Source organism: Methylobacterium amylolyticum, from assembly GCF_030700245.1.
Classification (GTDB): domain Bacteria; phylum Pseudomonadota; class Alphaproteobacteria; order Rhizobiales; family Beijerinckiaceae; genus Methylobacterium.
This window is the reverse complement of sequence record NZ_JAUYZI010000064.1, coordinates 1-18,423: the sequence shown is the minus strand read 5'-3', so window position 1 is coordinate 18,423 and position 18,423 is coordinate 1. Positions and strand designations below refer to the sequence as shown.

Here is an 18,423-nt window from a genome sequence, read left to right as displayed (position 1 = left end):
GCCATCGTGGAACGCGAAGTCGGCTGACGATGACCACTACGGCTTACGCAATTGCTCGTTTGTCACGGCGTCACGTCTGATCGAGTCACGGTAGGTCGGCAGGCGAGCGCGATTCATGCTGTCCTCGAACGGCGACAGGACGGACACCACGATCTCTTGCTCCGTTTTCACGTGTTGATGAGATCTTGATTGAACCACAGTGTAAATTCATCGAACTCAAATTGAAGGATATCTCAGTAGCCTTCGGTTGGAGAGCAGGCAGTACGAACGCGAAAACCACGGCTCGGAGTTGGATCACGTATGAGCAGGGCGTCGACGCCATTCCCAGGCGAAGCGGCTTCGGCGCGACCCGACGGACCGCGAGGCGCCACCGCCATCGCTGAACGACGATCTCATCCGTGAACATAGACAACCTCGCCGACCAGGCTGGCCTATGATAGGCAAATTATCTTGCTTGTCAAGCATGTTCGCTTTTTGTTCCCAAGCCGGGCCCACGGCACACGACGCGGAGAGCGAGGGGCGTTTCCGACCCTGTCCCTCATCCTGAGGTGCCCGTGCAGCGGGCCTCGAAGGAGACATCCAGGGATCGCGCGGCTGGCTGGAGGGCTCCTTCGAGGCCTCCGCTTCGCTCCGGCACCTCAGGATGAGGGGAGTTGGTGGGATCGGCCGACGCAAACGTCGACGCAAACTCCGAAGTGGCGTGTACCATGATCCGGGCCAGGGCTGGCAATGAGGGTGCCCCGCCGGATGAGGCCGGGCGAAGGGCCGGGCGCCGCGCCCGGCCCCACGCTCACCTCACAGCGAGTAGTACTGCACGAACTCGATCGGGTGCGGCGTCATCTCGTAGCGCATCACCTCGGTCATCTTCAGCTCGATGAACGCGTCGATCTGGTCGTCCGAGAACACGCCGCCCTCCTTCAGGAAGGCGCGGTCCTTGTCGAGGCTGGTCAGAGCCTCGCGGAGCGAGCCGGCGACGTGCGGGATCTGCTTCAGCTCCCGCGGCGGCAGCTCGTAGAGGTCCTTGTCCATCGCCGCGCCGGGATCGATCCGGTTCTTGATGCCGTCGAGGCCGGCCATCAGCAGCGCCGCGAAGGCGAGGTAGGGGTTGGCCATCGGATCGGGGAAGCGGACCTCGACGCGCTTGGCGTTGGGGCTCTTGGTCCACGGGATCCGGCAGGAGGCCGAGCGGTTGCGGGCCGAGTAGGCGAGCAGCACCGGCGCCTCGTAGCCCGGCACCAGCCGCTTGTACGAGTTGGTCGAGGGGTTGGTCAGGGCGTTGAGCGCCTTGGCGTGGCGGATGACGCCGCCGATGTACCACAGGCACTCCTGGCTGAGGCCGGCGTAGCGGTCGCCCGCGAAGACCGGCTTGCCGTCCTTCCACAGCGACTGGTGCACGTGCATCCCCGAGCCGTTGTCGCCGTAGACCGGCTTGGGCATGAAGGTCGCGGTCTTGCCGTAGCTCTGCGCGACGTTGTGGATGCAGTACTTGTAGACCTGCATGTGGTCGGCGATCGTGGTCAGCGTGTCGAACTTCATGCCGAGCTCGTGCTGGGCGCTGGCCACCTCGTGGTGGTGCTTCTCCACCTTGACGCCCATCGAGGCCATCGCGGCCAGCATCTCGCCGCGCATGTCCTGGGCGGAATCCTGCGGCGGCACCGGGAAGTAGCCGCCCTTGGTGGCCACGCGGTGGCCGAGGTTGCCGCCCTCGTAGTCGGTGAAGCCGTTGGTCGGCAGCTCGGTCGCGTCCAGCTCGAAGCCGGTGCGGTAGGGGTCGGCGGAGAACTTCACGTCGTCGAACACGAAGAACTCGGCCTCCGGCCCGACATAGACGGTGTCGGCGATGCCGGTCTCGCGCAGGTACTCCTCGGCGCGCCGGGCGGTGCCGCGCGGGTCCCGGTCGTAGCGCTGTCCGCTCTCGGGCTCCAGAACGTCGCAGACGATCGACAGGGTGGCCGCGGAGAAGAACGGGTCCATGCAGGCGGTCGAGGGGTCCGGCATCAGCAGCATGTCGGACTCGTTGATCGCCTTCCAGCCGGCGATCGACGAGCCGTCGAACATCGTCCCCTCGGAGAAGATCTCCTCGTCGACCATCGACACGTCGAAGGTGACGTGCTGCCACTTGCCCCGCGGGTCGGTGAAGCGGAAATCGACGTAGCGGACGTCGTTGTCCCGGATCGTCTTCAGCACCTCGTCCGCGGTCGTCATCGTGGCATGCTCCCTGAGATGTCGTTCGAGTTCGGCGTCCGGGGCCGGCATGCGGAACCGCCCCGGTCCGGACGCCGCGCTTGATACAGGCGCGGCCGGCGCCTCGCCAGCCGACCCGGGCGGAAATCGCCGGCTCCGGGGCCGGATCGTCTCCTCGCGAAACCGTGATGACTACTCCCGGTACCGGCGGAATCGCTGGCATGGGGTTGGCACGGTTTATGCCAGGGCAGCGACAGTCGCCTGCGGGCGGCGAGCCGTTCGCGCGGCCTCAGGCGGGCCGCGCACCGACAGCGGTAGAGAGATCTGGAATGACGAAATACAAGCTCGAGTACATTTGGCTCGACGGTTACACGCCGGTGCCGAACCTGCGCGGCAAGACGCAGATCAAGGAATTCGACAGCTTCCCGACCCTCGATCAGCTTCCGATGTGGGGCTTCGACGGCTCGTCGACGAAGCAGGCCGAGGGCGGCAGCTCCGACTGCATGCTCAAGCCCGTGCGCCACTTCCCCGACCCGGCCCGCAAGAACGGCGTGCTGGTGCTGTGCGAGGTGATGATGCCGGACGGCAAGACCCCGCACGAGTCGAACAAGCGCGCGACCATCCTCGACGATCCGGGCGCGTGGTTCGGCTTCGAGCAGGAATACTTCCTCTACAAGGACGGCCGCCCGCTCGGCTTCCCGACCTCGGGCTACCCGGCGCCGCAGGGCCCGTACTACACCGGCGTCGGCTACGCGAACGTCGGCAACGTCGCCCGCAAGATCGTCGAGGAGCACCTCGACCTGTGTCTCGACGCCGGCATCAACCACGAGGGCATCAACGCCGAGGTGGCGAAGGGCCAGTGGGAGTTCCAGATCTTCGGCAAGGGCTCCAAGAAGGCCGCCGACGAGATGTGGATGGCGCGCTACCTCCTGCAGCGCCTCTGCGAGGGCTACGGCATCGACATCGAGTTCCACTGCAAGCCGCTCGGCGATACCGACTGGAACGGATCGGGCATGCACTGCAACTTCTCGACCGCGTTCCTGCGCGAGCACGGTGGCAAGGATTACTTCGAAAAGCTCATGGGCGCCTTCGAGCGCAACCTCGACGACCACATCGCCGTCTACGGCCCGGACAACCACCTGCGCCTGACCGGCAAGCACGAGACGGCGCCGTGGAACAAGTTCAGCTACGGCGTGGCCGACCGCGGCGCCTCGATCCGCGTGCCGCACTCGTTCGTGAACAACGGCTACAAGGGCTACCTTGAGGACCGCCGTCCGAACTCCCAGGGCGACCCCTACCAGATCGCGTCGCAGGTGCTGAAGACCATCGCCTCGGTGCCGACGGCGTCCTCCTCCGCAGCCGCCGCCTGAAGGCGGTCTCGGGGCGCGGGCGTCGCGGCCCGCTCCCGGCACAGACACTCCGGAAGCCGGGCCCAGCGCCCGGCTTTCCCGCGTCGGAGGCCGGTCAGGTCCGGCTGCGGTCCTCGTCGCGGATGGCGGCCTCGTGATACCACGCGCCGCCGCCCATGGCCGGCTGGCGCTCGGGCTTGGCCGGGAGCGCGCCGGCCCGGACGGCGCGGGCGCGCCGGAACGCGGTCAGATCGACGATCTTCGCCGTGTCGCGCGGATCCGTCTGCGCCATCGTACGCACTCCATGATCGGGCTCGGCGCGACCGATCCGGCCGCCCGTCCCGACCATGTAAGGTGGCGTTCGCGCGCACTCCACGGTCCGGCGGCGCTTTGCCGGACATTCGTGCAGGATGGATTCTTGGGCACAGGAAGGATTCTCGGGCAGTCGCCCGGCGCGCGGCCGGATCCACGGGTCGTGTGCGGCCGGTCAGATCGCGTCGGAGCCGGTCTCGCCGGTCCGGATGCGGATCGCCTCCTCGATCGACGAGACGAAGATCTTGCCGTCGCCGATGCGGCCGGTCTGCGCGGCCTTGCGGATCGCGTCCACGGCCCCCTCGACCAGGGCGTCGGAGAGCACGATCTCCAGCTTCACCTTGGGCAGGAAGTCGACCACGTACTCGGCACCGCGGTAGAGCTCAGTGTGCCCCTTCTGGCGGCCGAAGCCCTTCGCCTCGATCACGGTGATGCCCTGGAGGCCGACCTCCTGGAGGGCCTCCTTCACCTCATCGAGCTTGAAAGGCTTGATGATCGCTTCGATCTTCTTCATGCCGATCGGGCCTGCCCTGCGCCTGCCTGAGATTTCTATCATTCCACCTTCGCCTCCGCCACGCCGTTTTCACGGAGATGGCGGCAATCGTGCCTCATGGTTGTGCAAGTTGCGCATCTCCTTGCGGCAAACGGGCGACATGTGGCGCGATCTTAGGCAGTGGCTGGTCGGGGCGCGGGCACGGCCGGACAGGGGTTGGATCGGATGCGGCTGCTGACGGTTGCGGCGATGGGACAGGTCGATGCCGCCGCGATCGCGTCCGGCACCCCCGGGCTCGCGCTCATGGAAGCGGCGGGCGCGGCGGTCGCGGCCCGGGCCCGGGCGCTGTTGCCGGCGGGTGGGCGCGCGCTGGTGCTGTGCGGCCCCGGCAACAACGGCGGCGACGGCTTCGTGGCGGCCCGCCTCCTCGCCGAGGGGGGCTACGCGGTCGAGCTGGTGCTGCTCGGATCCCGGGGCGCGCTCCAGGGCGACGCAGCCCTGGCCGCCCGGGCCTGGAACGGTCCCGTCCGCGAGGGCGCGCCAGATGTCCTGCCCGAAGCGGACCTCGTCGTCGACGCCCTGTTCGGCGCCGGCCTGTCGCGCGACATCGACGGCGCCGCGCGCGCGCTGGTCGAGTCCGTGAACGCCGCCGGCCGGCCGGTCCTGGCCGTCGACGTGCCGAGCGGGCTCGACGGCGACACCGGCGCGGTGCGCGGCGCCGCGATGCGGGCCACCGAGACCGTCACCTTCGTCACCCTCAAGCCCGGCCACCTGCTGCGGCCGGGCCGCGGCCTCTGCGGCCGCCTGCACGTGGCCGATATCGGCGCCGGTGCGGCGGCGTTCGCGGCGGGGCTCGCGGCCTGCGGGCCGGCCCTCCACCGCAACGGCCCCGACCTGTGGGGGCCCGTCTTCCCGCACCTCACCGGCGAGAGCCACAAGTACACCCGCGGCCACGCCCTGGTGCTGTCGGGGCCGGCGACCCGGACCGGCGCCGCGCGGCTCGCCGCCCGCGGCGCCCTGCGGGTCGGCGCCGGCCTCGTCACCCTGGCCTCGCCCGAGGCGGCGCTCGCCGAGAACGCGGCGCAGCTCACCGCGATCATGCTGCGCCCCTGCGAGACCGCCGACGACCTCGACGACATGCTGGTCGACGAGCGCCTGAACAGCGTCCTGCTCGGGCCCGGCCTCGGGATCGGCGAGCCGACGCGGGAGCGCGTTGCGGTGGCGGCCGCCGCCGGCCGGGGGCTCGTCCTCGACGCGGACGCGCTCACGAGCTTCGCCGGCCGGGCGCCGCTGCTCGCCGCCCACATCGCCGACGGCGGCGCGCAGGCCGTGCTGACGCCGCACGCAGGCGAGTTCGCGCGCCTGTTCGACGGCACGGCGGCGGCGGATGCCGGGGACAAGCTCGCCCGGACCCGGGCCGCCGCGGCCCTGACCGGTGCGGTGGTGGTGCTGAAAGGCGCCGACACGGTGATCGCCGCCCCCGACGGGCGCGCGGCGATCAACGACCACGGCACGCCCTATCTCGGCACGGCGGGGTCGGGCGACGTCCTCGGCGGCCTGATCGCGGGTCTCCTCGCCCAGGGCATGCCGACCTACGAGGCCGCCGCCGCCGCGGTCTGGCTGCACGGCGACGCCGGCCTGCGCCACGGCCCCGGCCTGATCGCCGAGGACATCCCGGAGCTGATGCCGCTGGTCCTGGCGGGCCTGCTCCCCGCCGATTCCGGGCGGTGATCCCGGAGCGGGTCCGGCGCTCGAGCGCCGCTCGCGCGCGACGCGCGATCCCGAGCGCTCAGGTCACCTCGAACAGCGTCCACAACCCGGTGTCGAACCGCTCCAGCACCGTCGCGCTGATCAGCCAGCGGCCCGGGTTGTTGGCCAGGAACGCGATCCGCGCCGTGCGCCCTTCGAGGAGCTGGAAGGTGTCGAGCCAGTAGGGCTCCCAGCCGTCGTCGAGGGGGTGCAGCAGGCGGAAGCAGTGGCCGTGCAGGTGCAGCGCCTGCGGGAAGGCGGTCTCGTTGCGCAGGGCCAGCACCACGACCTGCCCGCGCTTCACCGTGAAGATCGGCGCGATGCCGACCGCGGCGCTGGTGCCGTTGACGGCCCAGATCTTCTGCGGGTCGCCGGTATAGACCGGCTCGGGCGGCGGCTTGTCCTTGGCCGCGTCCTTGGACTCCTTCGGCACGATCGCGCCGCCGGTGATCACCACGTCGCGGCGCATCGCGTTCTGAAGCTTGACCTCGGCCGGCAGCAGCTTGTTCTCGCCGATCGGGCCGATCGGCGGCCGCTTCTCCGTCAGCTTCGCGCCCTTCGTGGTGACGGTGGCGAGCGTCAGCCCCTGGCCGACCAGCGCCATCACCGAGGCCTTGGCGCCCTCCTCCTCGGGCAGGTCGACGAGGAGGTCGTAGCGGGTGCCGGGCGGGAAGGGCAGGGTGGCCCGCAGCGGCTCGAACGTGTCGGTCGGCTGCCCGTCGACCGCCGCCACGTAGACCTTGACGCCCTCGAACCGCAGCCGCGTCGCCCGGGCGTTGCAGCCGTTGGCCAGCCGCAGCCGCACCCGGGCGCCGGGGCGGGCCTCGAAGGCGTCCGGTGACGGCCGGCCGTTGATCGTCACGAGGTTGCCGAGGCGGCCGTTCGCGGCGGCGAAGGCGGTCTGGCCGAAGGGCATCAGGGCACCGTCGTCCTGGAGCCGCCAGTCCTGCATCAGCACGCCCACGTCGGCGTCGACCGCCGGCGGCTTCGTCTCCTCGACGACGAGCAGGCCGGCGAGCCCGCGGCCCGACGGCTCGCTCGATCCGCCGACCACGAGCGTGCGGATCAGGAAGGTGCCGGCGTCGGGCGGCGTGAAGGCGTAGAGGAACTCGCCGCCGGGGGCGACCGGCGCCTGGGTGACGCCGCCGACCCCGTCCATGGCGTTGACGTTGCGCACCCCGTGCCAGTGCAGCGAGAGCGGCTTGTCGGTCCGGTTGACGAGGCGCAGCCGCACCGGCTGGCCGAGCTTCACCCGCACGGTCGGCGGGGCGGTCTTGCCGTCGAAGCACCACACCGCGGTCTCGGCGGCGGGCTCGGGCCGGAGCCGCATCCGTCCCGGCGCCGCGGTGAGCGGCGGCGCCTCGGCGGACGGTGCGTCGCCCGCGGCCGCGGCGGGATTCGCGGCGGGGGGCGTCGCGGCGGGGGACGGCGTGGTGCCCTGCGCCCCGGCCGGACGGGGGAGGAGCCCGAGGGCCGCGACGGCGCCGAGCAGCGCCCGCCGCGAGGGCGTGCCCGCATCCGGTCCGGTCGGCGGCGGGGGAGGGGTGGGCGGCATGGGACCTCGGGAACTGGCGGCGGTCCGCTTGATAGCCGCACCCCGCCCCCCGCGCCACCGGCGGCGGACCGCGGACCCGGGCCGGCGGGGCCGACGTTTTTTTGCTGCGGGCCTCGCGCACCATGCTATAGGGCCCGCTTCCGGCGGCCGGCGACGGGCCGGGTGTCGGCGCGCGCGGGCGTGGCGGAACTGGTAGACGCGCTGGATTTAGGTTCCAGTGTCGCAAGACGTGGGGGTTCGAGCCCCTCCGCCCGCACCAGGACGTCCGGGAACGGCGCGAGCCGGCACCGGCCGCGATCCCGCCTGCCGACGCTCGGTCCCGGGACACGCCGCCCCCCGGCCTATGGACGGGGCCGGGCGACCACAGGAATTCTGGAAGAGCGACGACGACGATGCAGGTGACCGAGATCAACGCCGAGGGGCTGAAGCGCGAGTTTCAGGTCCACCTGGCCGCCCAGGAACTCGAGGAGCGCCTGACCACCGAGCTGACCGGCCTCAAGGACAAGGTGCAGCTCAAGGGCTTCCGCCCGGGCAAGGTGCCGGTCGCCCACCTGCGCAAGGTCTACGGCCGCTCGGTGATGGCCGAGGTGGTCCAGAACGCCGTCAACGAGGCCAACCGCAAGATCGTCACCGACAACGGCCTCAAGCTCGCCCTGGAGCCGCAGGTCGAGTTCCCGACCGACCAGGCCGAGGTCGAGAAGGCGCTCGACGCCAAGGCCGACCTCGCCTTCAAGGTGGCGCTGGAGGTCATGCCGACCTTCGAGCTCGCCGACCTCTCGGACGTGAGCCTGAAGAAGCTCGTCGCCGCGCCCTCCGACACGGAGGTCAACGAGGCGCTGGAGCGGATGGCCGGCCAGAGCCGCCCGTTCACCGAGCGGTCCGAGGGCGCCGAGGCGCAGAGCGGCGACCGCGCGACCATCGATTTCGTCGGCCGCATCGACGGCGAGGAGTTCCAGGGCGGCAAGGGCGAGGGCGTCGACCTCGAACTCGGCTCGGGCTCGTTCATCCCCGGCTTCGAGGAGCAGCTCGTCGGCGCCAAGGTCGGCGAGGCGCGGGTCGTCAAGGTGACCTTCCCCGAGGCCTACGGCGCCGAGCACCTCGCCGGCAAGGCGGCCGAGTTCGACGTGACCGTCACCAAGATCCAGGAGCCCGGCGAGGCGACGGTCGACGACGAATTCGCCAAGACCATGGGCCTCGAATCCCTCGACAAGCTCAAGGAGGCGGTCGGCAAGGCGATCGGCTCGGATTACGAGGCCGCCTCGCGGCGCCGGCTCAAGAAGGAGCTGCTCGACGCGCTGGACGGCAAGTACGCCTTCGAGCTGCCGCCCTCCCTCGTCGCGCAGGAATTCGCCGCCGTGTGGGCGCAGGTCGAGCAGGACCTGAAGACCCGCGGCAAGACCTTCGAGGACGAGGACACCACCGAGGAGAAGGCGCAGGCCGAGTACCGCAAGATCGCCGAGCGGCGCGTGCGCCTCGGTCTCGTGCTTGCGCAGGTCGGCGAGAGCGCCGATATCAAGGTCTCCGACGAGGAGGTGAACCAGGCCCTCATCGCCCGGGTCCGGCAGTTCCCGGGCCAGGAGCAGCAGGTCTGGGACTTCTACCGGAAGAACTCGCAGGCGCTCGCCGAACTCCGGGCGCCGCTGTTCGAGGAGAAGGTGGTTGACCACGTCCTCGGGCAGGTCAAACTCGTCGAGGAGCCGGTCTCGAAGGAGGCGCTGTTCGCCGACGACGAGGACGCGGAGACGACCGGCGACAAGCCGGCCGACGCCACCGCCTGAGTCCCGCGCCTCCCCAGGGCGGCGGGCACAGGGTTAGGCGATGGTTAAGCATCGCCGTTGTTCGCTGACATGCCCGGCCCCGCGCGATTCGCGCGGGCGTCGGGCCCCACCCCGGGGCAGGATGTGATGAGAGACCCGATCGACGTCTACAACAACGCCCTCGTGCCGATGGTGGTCGAGCAGTCGAGCCGCGGCGAGCGCGCGTTCGACATCTACTCCCGGCTGCTGCGCGAGCGGATTATCTTTCTGACGGGGCCCGTGGAAGATTACGGCGCATCGCTGATCGTCGCCCAGCTCCTGTTCCTCGAGGCCGAGAACCCCAAGAAGGAGATCTCCTTCTACATCAACTCGCCCGGCGGCGTGGTCACCTCGGGCCTGTCGATCTACGACACGATGCAGTTCATCCGCTGCCCGGTCACGACGCTCTGCGTCGGGCAGGCCGCCTCGATGGGCTCGCTGCTGCTCACCGCCGGCGAGCCGGGCCACCGCTTCGCCCTGCCGAACGCCCGGATCATGGTCCACCAGCCGTCCGGCGGCTTCCAGGGGCAGGCCACCGACATCCTGATCCACGCCCGCGAGATCGAGGCGCTGAAGCGCCGCCTCAACGAGATCTACGTGAAGCACACCGGCCGGGAGTACGAGGCGATCCATCAGGCGCTGGAGCGCGACAACTTCATGACCGCCGACGCGGCCAAGGAGTTCGGCCTGATCGACGAGGTCATCCAGAAGCGGCCCGAGCCCGCCGCTGCCTGACCGCGCGGATCGAGGCCGCGGCCCGGCCCTGCCGCGGCCTTGATCCCGCCGCGGCAGCGTGTTTGCATCGGGCACATGGCCCCCCGGTCAAAGGCGCACAGCACACTGTTTCTTTAAGCGGCCCCCCTTACGTTCATGCGATGCGCGCGCGCCCTTAGCCGGCTGCGCGCGCGGGGAATCGGAGACCGATGATGAGCAAGACTGGCGGCAACGACTCCAAGAGCACGCTGTATTGCTCGTTCTGCGGCAAGAGCCAGCATGAGGTCCGCAAGCTCATCGCCGGCCCGACGGTGTTCATCTGCGACGAGTGCGTCGAGCTGTGCATGGACATCATCCGCGAGGAGTCGAAATCCTCGCTGGTGAAGAGCCGCGACGGGGTGCCGACCCCGAAGGAGATCCGCCGCGTCCTCGACGACTACGTCATCGGCCAGGACTTCGCCAAGAAGGTGCTGTCGGTCGCGGTGCACAACCACTACAAGCGGCTCGCCCACGCGACGAAGCACAACGACGTCGAGCTGGCCAAGTCCAACATCATGCTGATCGGGCCGACCGGCTCGGGCAAGACGCTGCTCGCGCAGACGCTCGCCCGCATCCTCGACGTGCCGTTCACGATGGCCGACGCCACCACGCTCACCGAGGCCGGCTACGTCGGCGAGGACGTCGAGAACATCATCCTCAAGCTGCTCCAGGCGTCGGACTACAATGTCGAGCGGGCGCAGCGCGGCATCGTCTACATCGACGAGATCGACAAGATCTCCCGCAAGTCCGACAACCCGTCGATCACCCGCGACGTGTCGGGCGAGGGCGTGCAGCAGGCGCTCCTGAAGATCATGGAGGGCACCGTCGCCAGCGTTCCTCCGCAGGGCGGCCGCAAGCACCCGCAGCAGGAGTTCCTCCAGGTCGACACCACCAACATCCTGTTCATCTGCGGCGGCGCCTTCGCCGGGCTCGAACGGATCATCTCCCAGCGCGGCAAGGGCACCTCGATCGGCTTCGGCGCGACCGTGCAGGCCCCCGACGACCGCCGCACCGGCGAGATCTTCCGCTCGGTCGAGCCCGAGGACCTGCTGAAGTTCGGCCTGATCCCCGAGTTCGTCGGCCGTTTGCCGGTGCTGGCGACGCTGGAGGACCTCGACGAGGCCGCGCTCAAGAAGATCCTGCAGGAGCCGAAGAACGCGCTGGTCAAGCAGTACCAGCGCCTGTTCGAGATGGAGAACGTCGACCTGACGTTCCAGGACGAGGCCCTGTCGCTCGTCGCCCGCAAGGCGATCGAGCGCAAGACCGGCGCCCGCGGCCTGCGCTCGATCCTGGAGACCATCCTGCTCGACACGATGTACGACCTGCCGGGCCTGGAATCCGTGGAGCAGGTCGTGATCGGTCCGGAGGTGGTCGAGGGCAAGTCGCGCCCGCTCTACATCCACGGCGACCGCAACAAGGACGCGCCGGCCAGCGTCAGCGCCTAAGTCCCTGGCGCATCTGTTGTTCTCCGTCCGGCCGCGGGCCGGGCGGGTGTCGGGAGGCGTCTTGAAAACGACCCTCCCGACCGCCATTTCAGGCCTAGCGCGGTGGCCGCACGCTCCTTCGAGGCGCGGTGCCGCGTCGCCAGCCGCACAGTTTACGTCTCCCGACCCTCGCGGCCCGGTCGGCCCTGGCAGGAGGCTTGCTCCGGTTCCGGAGGAGCACGCTGCCGGGCGTCCCTGATGAGGAATCAGACATGACCCAGTCGAAATCGCGCCAGCCGGCCGTCCCGGGCTCGACGGGCTCCTACGCCGTCCTGCCGCTGCGCGACATCGTCGTGTTCCCGCACATGATCGTGCCGCTGTTCGTCGGGCGCGAGAAGTCGATCCGCGCGCTGGAGGAGGCGGTCCGCTCCGACCGCCACATCCTGCTCGCCACCCAGATCAACGCCGGCGACGACGACCCGGCCACCGACGCGATCTACAAGATCGGCACGCTCGCCAGCGTGCTCCAGCTCCTGAAGCTGCCCGACGGCACCGTGAAGGTGCTGGTCGAGGGCGTCGGCCGCGCCAGCATCGGCGCGTTCACCCGCTCGGACGAGTATTACGAGGCCACCGCGCAGGTGCTGCACGACGAGCTCGGCGACCGCGTCGAGGCCGAGGCGCTGGCCCGGTCGGTGCTCTCGGAGTTCGAGAACTACGTCAAGCTCAACAAGAAGATCTCCCCCGAGGTCGTCTCCGCCGTGACCCAGATCGACGAGCCGTCCAAGCTCGCCGACACGATTGGCTCGCACCTGCTCGTCAAGATCGCCGACAAGCAGGGCATCCTGGAGATGTCGACCGTCGCCCAGCGCCTGGAGAAGGTGCTGTCGCTGATGGAGAGCGAGATCTCGGTGTTGCAGGTCGAGAAGCGCATCCGCACCCGCGTCAAGCGGCAGATGGAGAAGACCCAGCGCGAGTACTACCTCAACGAGCAGATGAAGGCGATCCAGAAGGAGCTGGGCGACAGCGAGGACGGCCGCGACGAGCTGGCCGAGCTTGAAGAGAAGATCGAGAAGACCAAGCTCTCGAAGGAAGCCCGCGAGAAGGCCACCGCCGAGCTGAAGAAGCTGCGCCAGATGTCGCCGATGTCGGCCGAGGCCACGGTCGTGCGCAACTACCTCGACTGGATGCTCGGCATCCCGTGGGGCAAGCGCTCGAAGATCAAGAAGGATCTGCTCGGCGCCCAGGTGCTCCTCGACGAGGACCATTTCGGCCTCGACAAGGTCAAGGAGCGGATCGTCGAGTACCTCGCCGTGCAGCAGCGGGCGAACAAGCTCACCGGCCCGATCCTCTGCCTCGTCGGCCCGCCCGGCGTCGGCAAGACCTCGCTCGGCAAGTCGATCGCCAAGGCCACCGGCCGCGAGTTCGTGCGCATGTCGCTCGGCGGCGTGCGCGACGAGGCCGAGATCCGCGGTCACCGCCGGACCTATATCGGCTCGATGCCCGGCAAGATCGTCCAGTCGATGCGCAAGGCCAAGACCTCCAACCCGCTCATCCTGCTCGACGAGATCGACAAGATGGGCATGGACTTCCGCGGCGACCCGTCCGCGGCGCTTCTGGAGGTGCTGGATCCGGAGCAGAACGCGACGTTCAACGACCACTACCTCGAGGTCGATTACGACCTGTCGAACGTGATGTTCGTCACCACCGCCAACACGCTCAACATCCCCGGCCCGCTCATGGACCGGATGGAGATCATCCGGATCGCGGGCTACACCGAGGAAGAAAAGGTCGAGATCGCGCGCAAGCACCTGATCCCGAACGCGATGAAGAAGCACGGGCTCGACGCCAAGGAGTGGTCGATCACCGACGAGGGGCTGATGATGCTGGTCCGCCGCTACACGCGGGAGGCCGGCGTGCGCAACCTGGAGCGGGAGATCTCCAACCTCGCCCGCAAGGCGGTGAAGGAGATCCTGATCACCAAGACCAAGTCGGTCGCGGCCAACCCCGACAACCTGCCGACCTTCCTCGGCCCGCCGAAGTTCCGCTACGGCGAGATCGATCCGGACGATCAGGTCGGCGTGGTCACCGGTCTGGCCTGGACCGAGGTCGGCGGCGAGCTGCTGACGATCGAGGGCGTCATGATGCCCGGCAAGGGCAAGATGACCGTCACGGGCAACCTGAAGGACGTGATGAAGGAGTCGATCTCGGCGGCGGCGAGCTACGTGCGCTCCCGGGCCCTCGATTTCGGCATCGAGCCGCCGCTGTTCGAGCGGCGCGACATCCACGTCCACGTGCCGGAGGGGGCGACCCCGAAGGACGGCCCGTCCGCGGGCATCGCGATGGCCACCGCCATCATCTCGACGCTCACCGGCATCCCGGTGCGCCGCGAGGTGGCGATGACCGGCGAGGTCACCCTGCGCGGCCGGGTGCTGCCGATCGGCGGCCTCAAGGAGAAGCTGCTCGCGGCGCTGCGCGGCGGCATCAAGACGGTGCTGATCCCCGAGGAGAACGCCAAGGACATCGCCGAGGTGCCCGACAGCGTGAAGAACGGCCTGGAGATCGTTCCGGTGTCGCGGATGGATCAGGTGCTCGAGCGCGCCCTCGTCCGCCAGCCCGAGCCGATCGAGTGGGACGAGCCGCTGCCGGCGGTCAAGCCCGCCCGGCCCGACGAGGACGGCGCCGCCTTCGTCGCCCACTGACGGCCCTGTTTCGATGCGCGAGACCCCCGGAGCCCGCTCCGGGGGTTTCTTTTTGACGGCCGCCGGGATCCCGGCGCGGGGTCAAGCCGGGCCCTTGCACCGGGGCCGCTCGATGCCGTATCGCTGCGCCGCCCGGGCGGTTAGCTCAGTTGGTAGAGCGTCTCCTTTACACGGAGAGGGTCGGGGGTTCGAGTCCCTCACCGCCCACCAACGATATCGATGACATGGCCTGAACTTGACGCCGCAGCGCACGGCACACGACGCGGCGAACCGAGGGGCGTTTCCGACCCTGTCCCTCATCCTGAGGTGCCCGCGCGAGCGGGCCTCGAAGGAGACCCCCAGGGATCGCGCGGTTGGCTGGAGGGCTCCTTCGAGGCCTCTTGCCGAGGCAAGGGGCACGTCAGGATGAGGGGATTGGTAGGATCGGCCGACGTAAACTCCAATCTGTCGTGTACCGTGGCCGCAGCGGCTCTCGGCTCTCCCATTGTTCTCTGAGACTCCCGGTTTTCTGGGCCGCGGCATGGCTGTCGAGATGCCCGCCGTGGGCGACCTCCGCAGCAAGGCGGTGCCCGTCGGCGGCCCGGTGGACGCGGCAGTTGGGCCTACCTCGACGATCCGGTGGCCGGCGACTTGGCGATCGGTGGCAAGGGCAACGGTGGCGGTGATCGATCGCCGGGACGGTCGCTTCATCGAACCACCGTCGGCCCCGAACGTTCTCGACTCTCCAAGGTGAGGAGTGCCAGATGAAGGTGATTTCTGCGACCGTCCTGGGCCTGACGCTGCTGAGCAGCGCGGTTCCGGCCTTCGCACAGCCCTACGGCGGCCGCGACTACGGCTACGACCGGGGCGATTATGGACGGGACCGGGATTACGGGTATCGGGATCGCGGCGACTACGGACGCGACTACGATCGCGGTCCGAGGGGCGGGCGCGGCGACTACGCGTTCAACGAGCAGGAGTATCTGCGCTGCAATCCTGACGTGCGCCGGGCGGTCATCGGTCGGGCGATCAAGTCCGGGTTGGAGCATTACCGGAAGGTCGGGATGGCGGAAGGTCGGAAGTTGAGCTGCTGATCGGCAGTCGTCCGCCGTCAATGGCGGGCGACCGGCCATGGACAGAGCCCGCCGCGGCGAACGGGGCGGGCTGATCAAAGCTGTACCATTCTGATGACGAAGAGGTCGGGCTCGACACGATCGTACTGTGGTAGCCATGGTGACGGCCTTCATCCGCAGGGATTCGCCGTTGCCCAGCCGTCGAGCGGTGCCGTGAGCGATCTGCTGGAGGGGATCGTCTTTCTCGGCCGCGTCCTGCTCCGGATCCTGCTCTTCGTCGGGCGGGCGGCCGAATTCCTGTCGTTCTTCAGCGATCTCGGCGACCTGATCGCCCGGGGGTGGCGTCGGCTGCGCGGCAAGCCGAAGCCCGAGAAGGACGGGGATGGAGCGGGTCAGTAGCTCCCGCCGGCATCGCCGCCAGCCGAGCCGCACGATCCGGTGTCGGTGTAGGAAATCCCACCACTCTCGCAGGCCGTGAAGCCATGATGCATGCCGGCTTGGCTCCCCGCCCCGGCACCGGAGCTGGCGGCGGAGGCCGCGACGTTCGCGCCGATCCAGTCGCCGTCGCTCGTGCCGGAGGGACGGCAATCCCGCTCCATCATCCGTACCTGCCGGCGCCAGAGCCAGAGCCGGATGGTGTGGATCCACGCGTACATGGTCGGCCTCCAAGAGGTCGGTCTATACGATGTGGTGTGGGGCCGAGGCGTTCCAAGCCGACTTGGCCGACACGCCGCATATCCTGCGAGACACCGTCGCGACGCGGGCCGGGATGGACGGGGTGCCGTTCGGCAAGATGGCCCGGGCGCTCGGCACCACAGAGCGCATCGTCGAGGACGTCGACGGACGCCATGCGCCGGAGCATCTCCGCGATGTGGTCGAGGGGCGGGAGCTGGCGGCGGGGTTGAGTTCCGGGCGCCATGCTGGACCCATGGCTGCCCCGGATTCGTGAGCGATGGCGGTCGAGGCTGTTTACGGTCAGCCCATAGGAAGTCGAGTTCCAGTCATGCTCTCGCGTATGGCCACAGCAGCAGACGAAGCGCTGATTGCCCAAATCCAGACCACGAGTTGGAGAAGCGCCTATCGCGACATTCTTCATCCAGACTATCTATCTGATCAAATCGAAGAAGATCGAATTACCTTTTGGGCCGAGCGCTTGCGAAGGAAGAGCTCAGGAGAGCTTATTATCATAGTAGTATTCGACGGCGATCCCGTGGGCTTCGTGTGTGCTGTTGGAGATGAGGAAGAGCGATGGGGAACGTTGGTCGATAACTTGCACGTGCTCCCCGAATGTAAGGGACGGGGTCTCGGCGCGTTGCTGCTCAAATCAGCCGCACGTTGGTCGCTGAAACGATACCCGGGTGCAGGCCTGTATCTGTGGTGCTTTGAGGAAAACCTACCCGCAAGACGGTTCTACGCGCGGATGGGCGGCGTCGTTGTCGAGAGGGTGATGCACGAGCCGCCCGGAGGAGGGGCATTCCCCGCGCTGCGCTTTCACTGGGCTGACCCGGCTTCCGTTTGACCGCCCGCGACACCTGCCGACATGCCGCTGCTTCGAAGTGCGGCCCTGGCGGCAAACCCGTCAAACTGAAGCATGAGGCGGCGAGGAACGTGCGCGGAACAGCCTCCCATCCTTTCTTTGGAAGCCCGGGCATTCGAGCGCTCGAAATGGCGAGCGACGGCGGTTTTTCCCTTCGCGCGGCGCTCTGATACTGGTTCCGTCTGAACCGTTCGGTGATCCGGCCCCGCGCCGTCATCGCGAGCCGCAGGCGAAGCGATCTACCGTGTCTCGGGTCAAGCGGGTTTGAAGGGCTTTCCGGCTCGGATCATCGCGTTGAGGACGGTGACGAGCTTCCGCAGGACGGCGATGAGGGCGAGCTTGTGGGGTTTGCCGTCGGCGCGCAGGCGGTCGTAGACGGCCGTGAAGGTGGGGTTGTGGCGGCTTGCGGTCAGCGCTGCCATGAACAGCACGTCGCGCAGGGGCTTGCGGCCGCCGGCGATGGCGGCGGCGCGCAGGGCCGAGCCGCTGTGGCGGGTGATGGGGGCGACGCCCACGAGGGCGGCGACGGTGCGGCGGTTGAGGGTGCCGATCTCGGGCAGCCAGGCGAGGACGGCCTGACAGGCGCGCGGGCCGACGCCCTTGCACGAGCGCAGCAGGGCGGCCTTGCGGGCGAGGTCGGCGTCGGCGGCGATGGCGGCGTCGAGGGCTTGGGTCATCGCGGCGATCTGCGCCTCGATCACGGCGAGGCAGGCCGCGATCGAGGCGCGCACGGCCGGGCTCTCGGCGCGCTCGGCCCGGCAGCGCTCGGCGTGGCGCTGGTCCTTGAGCTGGGTGAGGCGGGCCATCAGCTCGGCCAGGGCGCGCTGGGCCGGGCTGGGCGGGGGCACGGCGGCCTCGTCTGCGGTGAAGGCGGCCAGCCCCGCCAGGACGGCGGCGTCGATCCGGTCGGTCTTGGCCAGCCGGCCCGTGGCGCGGGCGAACGCGCGGGCGCGGTTGGGGTGGAGGCGGCGGATCGGCAGACCGAGGCTCTGGGCGGCGGCCAGCAGCGGGCGCTCGTAGCCGCCGGTGGGCTCGTAGGCGAGGGCGGCGCAGGCGGCGGGCGCCCAGGGGCCGGCGAACGCCGCCGCCAGGGCCTCGGGGGTGTTGGCGGTGCGCAGGCTGCGGCCGGTGGTGTCGGCGAGATCGACCCAGGCCTTGGACACGTCGGCGCCGACGAAGCGGGCCGCAGGCGAGGGAGCGGGGGACGGAGCAGGCGGCGTGGGGAAGGGCGTGGGGAAGGGCGTGGCGGGGGACGTTCCGGCGCGGGACGTTGCGCTGGGCTGGACGGAGGCTACCATGGCGAGACCTTTCGCGAGAGAGGCGAGGTCCTCTGGCACCGGATCGTAGGCTCGGGCTGCTCCCGCTCTACCGTTCGTGCTCAAGACCGCGGAGGGACGGCCGGCGGATCCAGATTGCTTGCGACCTCGCGGTCCACCCAGGAGCGATCTCGCCGGCCGCCCTCCATCATCGGTCCGACCGGTCAACCGGCAAACCGATGGAGATGACGTACGACCCAGGGC

General features: G+C 69.3%; 16 protein-coding genes and 2 tRNA genes. 12 read left to right on the top strand and 6 right to left on the bottom strand.

What is annotated here, in order from left to right; all coding sequences use genetic code 11:
- Positions 1-795 precede the first annotated feature (795 nt).
- Positions 796-2,205: a type I glutamate--ammonia ligase gene (gene glnA, locus Q8W71_RS28475; protein ID WP_305528770.1), complete on the bottom strand. Its 1,410-nt coding sequence runs from the start codon at positions 2,203-2,205 to the stop codon at positions 796-798.
- A gap of 308 nt (positions 2,206-2,513) precedes the next feature.
- On the opposite strand from glnA, the gene Q8W71_RS28470 reads away from it, so the two are divergent.
- Complete coding sequence (locus tag Q8W71_RS28470; RefSeq protein WP_305528769.1) at positions 2,514-3,554, top strand: glutamine synthetase beta-grasp domain-containing protein; 1,041 nt, start codon at positions 2,514-2,516, stop codon at positions 3,552-3,554.
- A gap of 94 nt (positions 3,555-3,648) precedes the next feature.
- Here the strand turns inward: Q8W71_RS28470 and Q8W71_RS28465 are convergent, their stop codons facing one another.
- Both Q8W71_RS28465 and Q8W71_RS28460 read right to left on the bottom strand, forming a co-directional pair.
- Complete coding sequence (locus Q8W71_RS28465; protein WP_305528768.1) at positions 3,649-3,825, bottom strand: DUF2735 domain-containing protein; 177 nt, start codon at positions 3,823-3,825, stop codon at positions 3,649-3,651.
- Between the two features lie 195 nt (positions 3,826-4,020).
- Positions 4,021-4,359, bottom strand: a complete 339-nt coding sequence (locus Q8W71_RS28460) for a P-II family nitrogen regulator (protein WP_305528767.1) — start codon at positions 4,357-4,359, stop codon at positions 4,021-4,023.
- A 204-nt stretch (positions 4,360-4,563) separates the two neighbouring features.
- Between Q8W71_RS28460 and Q8W71_RS28455 the strand changes: the two genes are divergently transcribed.
- Entirely contained in the window at positions 4,564-6,069 is a 1,506-nt protein-coding gene (locus Q8W71_RS28455; RefSeq protein WP_305528766.1) for an NAD(P)H-hydrate dehydratase, read from the top strand.
- Between the two features lie 58 nt (positions 6,070-6,127).
- Here the strand turns inward: Q8W71_RS28455 and Q8W71_RS28450 are convergent, their stop codons facing one another.
- The gene (locus Q8W71_RS28450) at positions 6,128-7,642 is read right to left on the bottom strand and encodes a multicopper oxidase family protein (RefSeq protein ID WP_305528765.1); all 1,515 of its coding nucleotides are present in this window, start codon (positions 7,640-7,642) and stop codon (positions 6,128-6,130) included.
- 174 nt (positions 7,643-7,816) lie between these two features.
- Between Q8W71_RS28450 and Q8W71_RS28445 the strand changes: the two genes are divergently transcribed.
- The 8 genes from Q8W71_RS28445 (at position 7,817) to Q8W71_RS28410 (ending at position 15,765) form a co-directional block, all read left to right on the top strand.
- Positions 7,817-7,901, top strand: a tRNA-Leu gene (locus Q8W71_RS28445).
- 133 nt (positions 7,902-8,034) lie between these two features.
- Positions 8,035-9,420 (top strand): trigger factor, encoded by a 1,386-nt coding sequence (gene tig / locus Q8W71_RS28440; protein WP_305528764.1) that lies wholly within the window; start codon positions 8,035-8,037, stop codon positions 9,418-9,420.
- A gap of 126 nt (positions 9,421-9,546) precedes the next feature.
- Positions 9,547-10,173 (top strand): ATP-dependent Clp protease proteolytic subunit, encoded by a 627-nt coding sequence (locus tag Q8W71_RS28435; RefSeq protein ID WP_305528763.1) that lies wholly within the window; start codon positions 9,547-9,549, stop codon positions 10,171-10,173.
- 191 nt (positions 10,174-10,364) lie between these two features.
- Entirely contained in the window at positions 10,365-11,636 is a 1,272-nt protein-coding gene (clpX, locus tag Q8W71_RS28430; protein ID WP_010684321.1) for an ATP-dependent Clp protease ATP-binding subunit ClpX, read from the top strand.
- 251 nt (positions 11,637-11,887) lie between these two features.
- Entirely contained in the window at positions 11,888-14,314 is a 2,427-nt protein-coding gene (gene lon / locus Q8W71_RS28425) for an endopeptidase La (RefSeq protein WP_305528762.1), read from the top strand.
- A 134-nt stretch (positions 14,315-14,448) separates the two neighbouring features.
- Positions 14,449-14,524 (top strand) — tRNA-Val (locus Q8W71_RS28420).
- Between the two features lie 533 nt (positions 14,525-15,057).
- Entirely contained in the window at positions 15,058-15,387 is a 330-nt protein-coding gene (locus Q8W71_RS28415) for a hypothetical protein (protein ID WP_305528761.1), read from the top strand.
- 192 nt (positions 15,388-15,579) lie between these two features.
- Positions 15,580-15,765 carry a hypothetical protein gene (locus Q8W71_RS28410; RefSeq protein WP_305528760.1) on the top strand — a complete coding sequence of 62 codons (186 nt, stop codon included), beginning with the start codon at positions 15,580-15,582 and terminating at the stop codon, positions 15,763-15,765.
- Here the strand turns inward: Q8W71_RS28410 and Q8W71_RS28405 are convergent.
- Positions 15,759-16,022 carry a hypothetical protein gene (locus Q8W71_RS28405; RefSeq protein WP_305528759.1) on the bottom strand — a complete coding sequence of 88 codons (264 nt, stop codon included), beginning with the start codon at positions 16,020-16,022 and terminating at the stop codon, positions 15,759-15,761. The genes Q8W71_RS28410 and Q8W71_RS28405 overlap by 7 nt on opposite strands.
- 62 nt (positions 16,023-16,084) lie before the next feature.
- On the opposite strand from Q8W71_RS28405, the gene Q8W71_RS28400 reads away from it, so the two are divergent.
- Both Q8W71_RS28400 and Q8W71_RS28395 read left to right on the top strand, forming a co-directional pair.
- Complete coding sequence (locus Q8W71_RS28400; protein WP_305528758.1) at positions 16,085-16,315, top strand: hypothetical protein; 231 nt, start codon at positions 16,085-16,087, stop codon at positions 16,313-16,315.
- 3 nt (positions 16,316-16,318) lie between these two features.
- Positions 16,319-16,885, top strand: coding sequence for a GNAT family N-acetyltransferase (locus Q8W71_RS28395; protein ID WP_305528757.1), 567 nt, complete (start codon positions 16,319-16,321; stop codon positions 16,883-16,885).
- Positions 16,886-17,157: 272 nt separating this feature from the next.
- Here the strand turns inward: Q8W71_RS28395 and Q8W71_RS28390 are convergent, their stop codons facing one another.
- Positions 17,158-18,201, bottom strand: a complete 1,044-nt coding sequence (locus Q8W71_RS28390) for an IS110 family RNA-guided transposase (protein ID WP_305524651.1) — start codon at positions 18,199-18,201, stop codon at positions 17,158-17,160.
- Between the last annotated feature and the right edge of the window lie 222 nt (positions 18,202-18,423).

Coding starts and splice junctions, on each gene's coding strand:
- tig (WP_305528764.1), top strand. CDS start 8,035: ATGCAGGTGACCGAGATCAACGCCGAGGGGCTGAAGCGCGAGTTTCAG.
- Q8W71_RS28390 (WP_305524651.1), bottom strand. CDS start 18,201: ATGGTAGCCTCCGTCCAGCCCAGCGCAACGTCCCGCGCCGGAACGTCC.
- Q8W71_RS28455 (WP_305528766.1), top strand. CDS start 4,564: ATGCGGCTGCTGACGGTTGCGGCGATGGGACAGGTCGATGCCGCCGCG.
- Q8W71_RS28465 (WP_305528768.1), bottom strand. CDS start 3,825: ATGGCGCAGACGGATCCGCGCGACACGGCGAAGATCGTCGATCTGACC.
- lon (WP_305528762.1), top strand. CDS start 11,888: ATGACCCAGTCGAAATCGCGCCAGCCGGCCGTCCCGGGCTCGACGGGC.
- Q8W71_RS28415 (WP_305528761.1), top strand. CDS start 15,058: ATGAAGGTGATTTCTGCGACCGTCCTGGGCCTGACGCTGCTGAGCAGC.
- Q8W71_RS28435 (WP_305528763.1), top strand. CDS start 9,547: ATGAGAGACCCGATCGACGTCTACAACAACGCCCTCGTGCCGATGGTG.
- clpX (WP_010684321.1), top strand. CDS start 10,365: ATGAGCAAGACTGGCGGCAACGACTCCAAGAGCACGCTGTATTGCTCG.
- Q8W71_RS28395 (WP_305528757.1), top strand. CDS start 16,319: ATGGCGGTCGAGGCTGTTTACGGTCAGCCCATAGGAAGTCGAGTTCCA.
- glnA (WP_305528770.1), bottom strand. CDS start 2,205: ATGACGACCGCGGACGAGGTGCTGAAGACGATCCGGGACAACGACGTC.
- Q8W71_RS28470 (WP_305528769.1), top strand. CDS start 2,514: ATGACGAAATACAAGCTCGAGTACATTTGGCTCGACGGTTACACGCCG.
- Q8W71_RS28450 (WP_305528765.1), bottom strand. CDS start 7,642: ATGCCGCCCACCCCTCCCCCGCCGCCGACCGGACCGGATGCGGGCACG.
- Q8W71_RS28460 (WP_305528767.1), bottom strand. CDS start 4,359: ATGAAGAAGATCGAAGCGATCATCAAGCCTTTCAAGCTCGATGAGGTG.
- Q8W71_RS28405 (WP_305528759.1), bottom strand. CDS start 16,022: ATGTACGCGTGGATCCACACCATCCGGCTCTGGCTCTGGCGCCGGCAG.